The 5,247-nt window shown below is 61.5% G+C and carries 5 protein-coding genes and 1 pseudogene; 1 reads left to right on the forward strand and 5 read right to left on the reverse strand.

Annotated elements, in window-relative coordinates:
- Nucleotides 1-139: 139 nt before the first annotated feature.
- The 4 genes from rpoH to ftsY form a co-directional block, all read right to left on the reverse strand.
- Nucleotides 140-1,000, reverse strand: a complete 861-nt coding sequence (rpoH, locus tag COA55_RS16890; RefSeq protein ID WP_063520230.1) for an RNA polymerase sigma factor RpoH — start codon at nt 998-1,000, stop codon at nt 140-142.
- A 277-nt stretch (nt 1,001-1,277) separates the two neighbouring features.
- A complete protein-coding gene (gene ftsX, locus COA55_RS16895) occupies nt 1,278-2,330 on the reverse strand; it encodes a permease-like cell division protein FtsX (protein WP_063520229.1) in 1,053 nt (350 codons plus the stop codon).
- Complete coding sequence (ftsE, locus tag COA55_RS16900; protein ID WP_007150059.1) at nt 2,320-3,006, reverse strand: cell division ATP-binding protein FtsE; 687 nt, start codon at nt 3,004-3,006, stop codon at nt 2,320-2,322. Before ftsE ends, ftsX begins: the two co-directional genes overlap by 11 nt.
- A gap of 116 nt (nt 3,007-3,122) precedes the next feature.
- Entirely contained in the window at nt 3,123-4,304 is a 1,182-nt protein-coding gene (gene ftsY / locus COA55_RS16905) for a signal recognition particle-docking protein FtsY (RefSeq protein WP_290503085.1), read from the reverse strand.
- Nucleotides 4,305-4,664: 360 nt separating this feature from the next.
- Here ftsY and COA55_RS16910 point away from each other — a divergent pair, with 360 nt between their 5' ends.
- Entirely contained in the window at nt 4,665-5,189 is a 525-nt protein-coding gene (locus tag COA55_RS16910) for a pitrilysin family protein (protein ID WP_290503086.1), read from the forward strand.
- Here COA55_RS16910 and COA55_RS16915 read toward each other — a convergent pair.
- A pseudogene (locus tag COA55_RS16915) lies at nt 5,164-5,247 on the reverse strand (hypothetical protein); the annotation flags it as partial. The gene COA55_RS16910 and the pseudogene COA55_RS16915 sit on opposite strands and share 26 nt — an antisense overlap.

Below are 5,247 nucleotides of genomic sequence, written 5' to 3' on the forward strand. Positions count from 1 at the left end.
CTTCCCACAACCTCCCTCAAACTTCGGGATTGGTGGGAAGTCATGCTCGCATGACGAAGATGTTGGCGTAGCGCTGCTTCTCTTAAGTGAACAGCATTGCCCTCGAAAGGGGCTTTGGCGTGTTGCCTGTTGCGTCTCTTTACGCCATGGCGTTTCGCAGCTTCTTGATGGCGTTGTTTTCCAGCTGGCGGATGCGCTCGGCAGAAACGCTGTATTCATCGGCCAGCTCCTGCAGGGTGGCTTTCTGGTCGGCCAACCAGCGGCGTTCCAGAATGTCGCGGCTGCGGTCGTCCAGTGCCATCAGGGCGGAACCCAGTTGACGGGTTTCGCGGTCTTGCTGGTCTTGTTCGGCGATCAGGTCTGCCGGGTCGCTGTTGTCGCTGTGCAGGTAGGCTGCCGGCGACACGACGGTGCTGTCGTCGTCATCGTTGGTGGGGCCGTCGAAGCTGGCGTCGTAGGCGCCCAGGCGGCCTTCCATTTCCTTGACCTGTGCAGCAGTGACGCCCAGATCGTCGGCGACCCGCTGGGCTTCTTCCATCGTCAGGCGGCCCAGGCGTTTCTTCTGCCCGCGCAGATTAAAGAACAGTTTGCGCTGGGCCTTGGTGGTGGCCACTTTCACGATGCGCCAGTTCTTGATCACGTATTCGTGGATTTCTGCTTTGATCCAGTGCACGGCAAAGCTCACCAGGCGTACGCCCTTGGTGGGGTCAAAGCGTTTCACTGCCTTCATCAGGCCCACGTTGCCTTCTTGCACCAGGTCACCCAGTGGCAGGCCGTAACCGGTGTAACTACGGGCGATATGAGCCACAAAGCGCAGGTGTGACAGCACCAGGCTGCGTGCCGCATCCAGGTCCTGATCGTAATACAGGCGTTCGCCAAGGCGTTGCTCTTCGTCTGCGCTGAGTACCGGCACGGCGTTAACGGCTCGCATGTAGGCATCCAGGTCGTTACCCGGTACCGCTAATGTGAGCGCCTGTGCGCGTTCTGAAAGGTGTGTCATGCGCGTGTTCTCCTCGTTGGCGTCGCTCGTTGACGAGCATCCCAATCCGTTTGAGTCCTGATATTAGCACTCGCTTCTATAGAGTGCTAATAGGTGAAAAAGTTCCGTTTGATCGACTCAGTTGATCGCTGCTTAAGAGCATGCATCGCCCGTGTTAAGCAGGGATGAACACAGTGTTAGAGGGCGTTGGGATGGTGAGGTTCCCCGGGCGTTCCGGCTGGTTTGCCGGATTCCCCCTGTCAGGGGCATCCGGCCAGCGCGTCTTGAGCCTGGCAGCTTAGAAGTTGGGTTCGATATCGCCCAGGTGGCGGCCCACGGCCAGCCAGGCGCCCAGCAGGCCCAGTACGCCGCTGAACAGGGGCAGGATGACCAGACTGGATGCGGCCATGGAGGTGAGTGACTGCTCACTGCTATATAGCGAAAGCAGCTCATTAATGGGGCCCCCCAGCCACCACAGGGCGACTTGCACCAGGATCACAGCGGTAAGGCCGCCGGCGAAACCGAAGCAGAAGCCGGTATACAGGAAGGGGCGCCGCACAAAACCATCGGTGCCGCCGACGATTTTCACTACCACGATTTCTTCCCGTCGGCTCTCAATGGCCAGGCGGATAGTATTTACCATGACCAGCACCACGGCGGCGGCCAGCGCCAGGGTGAGGGCGGAAATGAGTCGCTCTCCCAGCTCGATCAGGGCGTGCAGGCGGCGTACCCATTCCACATCGAGCTGTACCAGGTCCACGTCATCGGCCTCGCCCAGGCGATTTTCCAGGGCGCGCAGGGTCACCGGGTCGGTGCTGTCCGGGAAAACCACAATCAGCGGGGGGAGCGGGTTGTCCGGCAGGGCTTCGAGTACATCGCCGAAGCCGGACAGGGCCTTGAACTCCGCCAGCGCCTGGGCACGGGTAATCACTTCGGTGCGGGTGATGTTTTCGGTGCCTTGCCATTCTTCTGCCAGCGCCCGCTGGCGGGCCTCACTGATATCCATGTCCAGGAACACGGACAGGTGGGCATTGCCGTCCCAGCCCCGGGTAATGGCGCGGGCATTGTCCAGCAGTACCGCCAGCCCGGCGGGCAGGGCCAGGGCGATGGCGATGACCAGAATGGTCATGGCGCTGCTGGCACGGGCGGCATTGAGGCGTTGCAGGGCATCGCGCAGGGAGTCGAGGTGGTGCTGGCGCCAGCTGATAAAGCGGTCTTTCAATGACGTCTGGGCGCTGTGGGCGCCGGCCACACGGCGCGGCCGTTCTGCTTTCTGGCGGCCGGGCTTGATCGGGGTGGCGCTGCGGGTGCCCCGGTTGCCTTTGCCCTTGTTGGTGTTGTTAGGCGCCATGGGCCTCTCCCGATTCGTCGCCGTCATGGATCAGGCGGCCTTCGCGCAAGGTCAGCAGGCGGTGGTTATAGCGGGCGATCAGGCTCAGGTCGTGGGTGGCGATCAAGACGGCCACGCCGACCCGGGCGAAATCCTTGAACAGGTCCATGATCTCTTCGGACAGGGCCGGGTCCAGGTTGCCGGTGGGCTCATCGGCCAGCAGCAGCGGGGGTTTGTTGACCACCGCCCGGGCGATACCCACGCGCTGCTGTTCGCCGCCGGAGAGCATGATCGGGTTGAGCTTTTCCTTGTCCAGCAGGCCCACCTTGTCGAGGGCGGCGCGCACCCGTTTGCCGATGTCGGCACGGGCATAGCCGGCGATGATCAACGGCAGGGCCACGTTATCGAAGACGCTGCGGTCGAACAGTAGCTGGTGGTTCTGGTGGACCATGCCGATCTTGCGGCGCAGCAGGGGGATGTGGCGATTACTGAAGCCGTTCAGGTTCTGGTTATCAATCAGCACCTGCCCCTGTGTCGGGCGTTCGATCATCATGATCAGCTTCAGCAGGGTGGACTTGCCCGCCCCGGAGTGACCGGTGAGAAACGTCAACTGCCCGGCGGGGAGTGTGAACCCCACTTTGCTGAGCGCGTCTTTCCCGTTCGGGTAGCGTTTGCTGACCCGGTCAAACTGAATCATGGGCGTCCTTCGGACAGTTCAAAGTAAAAAGTTTAAAGTTCAAAGGGAAAAGCGCGGGCACGGGCACTCAAGCCGCTTCGGCCTGTGCCGCGTTTCAACTTTTAACTTTGAACTTGTCATCCCGTCACATCTTCAAACAGTGCCTGCACAAACTCTTCCGCATGGAAGGGACGCAGGTCTTCCAGTCGTTCCCCGACGCCGATAAAACGAATCGGCAGGCCAGTACGTTTGGCCAAGGCAAACAGGATACCGCCTTTGGCGGTGCCGTCGAGCTTGGTGAGTGCCAACCCGGTCACGCCAGCGGCATCGCGGAACTGTTCTGCCTGGTTGATGGCATTTTGTCCGGTGCCCGCATCGAGTACCAGCAATACCTCATGGGGGGCATCCGGAATCAGTTTCTTCATCACCCGGGTCACCTTGGTGAGCTCGTCCATCAGGTTGCCGCGGGTATGCAAGCGTCCGGCGGTGTCGGCGATCAGAATATCGGCGCCGCGAGACTGAGCTGCCTGCACCGCGTCATAGACCACCGAGGCGGAATCGGCGCCGGTGTGCTGGGCTACCACGGGAATGTCGTTACGCTCGCCCCATACCTGCAGCTGCTCCACGGCGGCCGCCCGGAAGGTGTCGCCGGCGGCCAGCATCACGCTCTTGCCTTCGCCCTTGAAGCGGCAGGCCAGCTTGCCGATGGTGGTGGTCTTGCCGACCCCGTTCACTCCCACCATCAGGATTACGTAGGGCTTTTTGCTGCCGTCGATCTGCATGGGCTGGTCCACGGGAACCAGCAGCTTGCGCAGTTCGTTTTGCAGGGATTCGTACAGGGCATCGGCGTCCACCAGCTCTTCGCGGGTCACCTGGTCGGTGAGGGCCTGCACGATCACGTCGGTGGCTTCTACGCCTACATCGGCTACCAGCAGCTGGGTTTCGATTTCCTCGAAGATCTCGTCGTCGATCTCCTTGGCGCCCACCAGCAGGTCGGCCAGGCCCTTGCCCAGCCCCTTGCGGGTCTTGCTCATGCCCTGCTTCATGCGGGTCCAGAAACCGCCGTCGCCGTCTTCATCCTGAGGGCTTTCCTCGGGGGCGGCTGGCGCAGAAGGCATGGGCTCCGGCGCTGGTGGTGGCTGGTGGGCAGGCTCAGCGGGTGCCGGTGCGTTTTCTGCAGCGGGCTCGGACGGCGGTGTGGGTGCCTCGTCGGCCTCCACACCGGTGAACATGCGCTTCCAGAAACCGGTCTTCTTTTCTTCCGGTTTTCCGTCCGCTTGTGGGCGGTTGTCGTCGTCGCGGGAAACTTCGTCGCTCATGATCAGTCGTATCCAATCAAGAAGGGTGACCCTTCTTTTGCAATGAGGCTGCAAGAGCAGGGCGATAACCCGGTATGCTATGCCGGAGAAAAAAAAGACCTGCTTGCAGAGTTGCCGTTCGCGGGGGCGAACGCGCCGCTATCCTACCATTATGGGGAGAGGGGAGCAGCTTCGGGTTTGTGGTTCTCAACACAGGTGTGCCCCCAATAGAGGTATTTCATGAAAAGACTGATAACGGTACTGGCGTTGGGCCTGTGGTCGCTGACCGCCCAGGCGGCGCTGCCGACCCATGCCTTTACGCTGGATAACGGCCTGAAAGTGCTGGTACGCGAAGATCACCGTGCACCGGTGGTCACCGTGATGGTGTGGTTCAAGGCGGGCAGCATTGATGAAGCCCCATTTGAGACCGGGCTGGCCCACGTGCTGGAACACATGATGTTCAAGGGCACCGAGAAGTTGGGCCCCGGCGATTTTTCCAGGCTGGTATCCCGCTACGGGGGCAGCGATAACGCCTTTACCAGTTATGACTACACCGCTTACTTCCAGCAATACGAAGTGTCGCGCCTGCCGTTGGCGCTGGAGCTGGAAGCGGAACGTCTGGGGCACCTGGACATTGACGACGAGGAGTTTGCCCGCGAGCTGGACGTGGTGATGGAAGAGCGGCGCATGCGCACGGACGATAACCCCAATGCGCTGGCCTGGGAAAAATTCCAGGCCGTGGCCCGTCCGGGCACTGGCTATGCCCACCCGATTATTGGCTGGCGCTCGCTGCTGGCCCAGCTGCAGCCGGAGCAGGCGCGCAGCTGGTACCAGCGGTTCTATGTGCCGGGCAATGCTACCTTGGTGATCGCCGGGGATGGATATCCACTACGCTGGCGGGAGTAAAGCGCTCGGCGTAGGTGAGTGCATCGCACAGCACCAGGCGGCCTTCCGCGTCGGTGTT

Origin of the sequence: Alcanivorax sp., from assembly GCF_002733835.1 — a bacterium.
Lineage (GTDB): Bacteria > Pseudomonadota > Gammaproteobacteria > Pseudomonadales > Alcanivoracaceae > Alcanivorax.

Excerpts from the sequence above, each read along its gene's own strand:
- COA55_RS16910 (WP_290503086.1), top strand. The coding sequence starts at position 4,665 with ATGGTGTGGTTCAAGGCGGGCAGCATTGATGAAGCCCCATTTGAGACC.
- ftsX (WP_063520229.1), bottom strand. The coding sequence starts at position 2,330 with ATGGCGCCTAACAACACCAACAAGGGCAAAGGCAACCGGGGCACCCGC.
- rpoH (WP_063520230.1), bottom strand. The coding sequence starts at position 1,000 with ATGACACACCTTTCAGAACGCGCACAGGCGCTCACATTAGCGGTACCG.
- ftsE (WP_007150059.1), bottom strand. The coding sequence starts at position 3,006 with ATGATTCAGTTTGACCGGGTCAGCAAACGCTACCCGAACGGGAAAGAC.
- ftsY (WP_290503085.1), bottom strand. The coding sequence starts at position 4,304 with ATGAGCGACGAAGTTTCCCGCGACGACGACAACCGCCCACAAGCGGAC.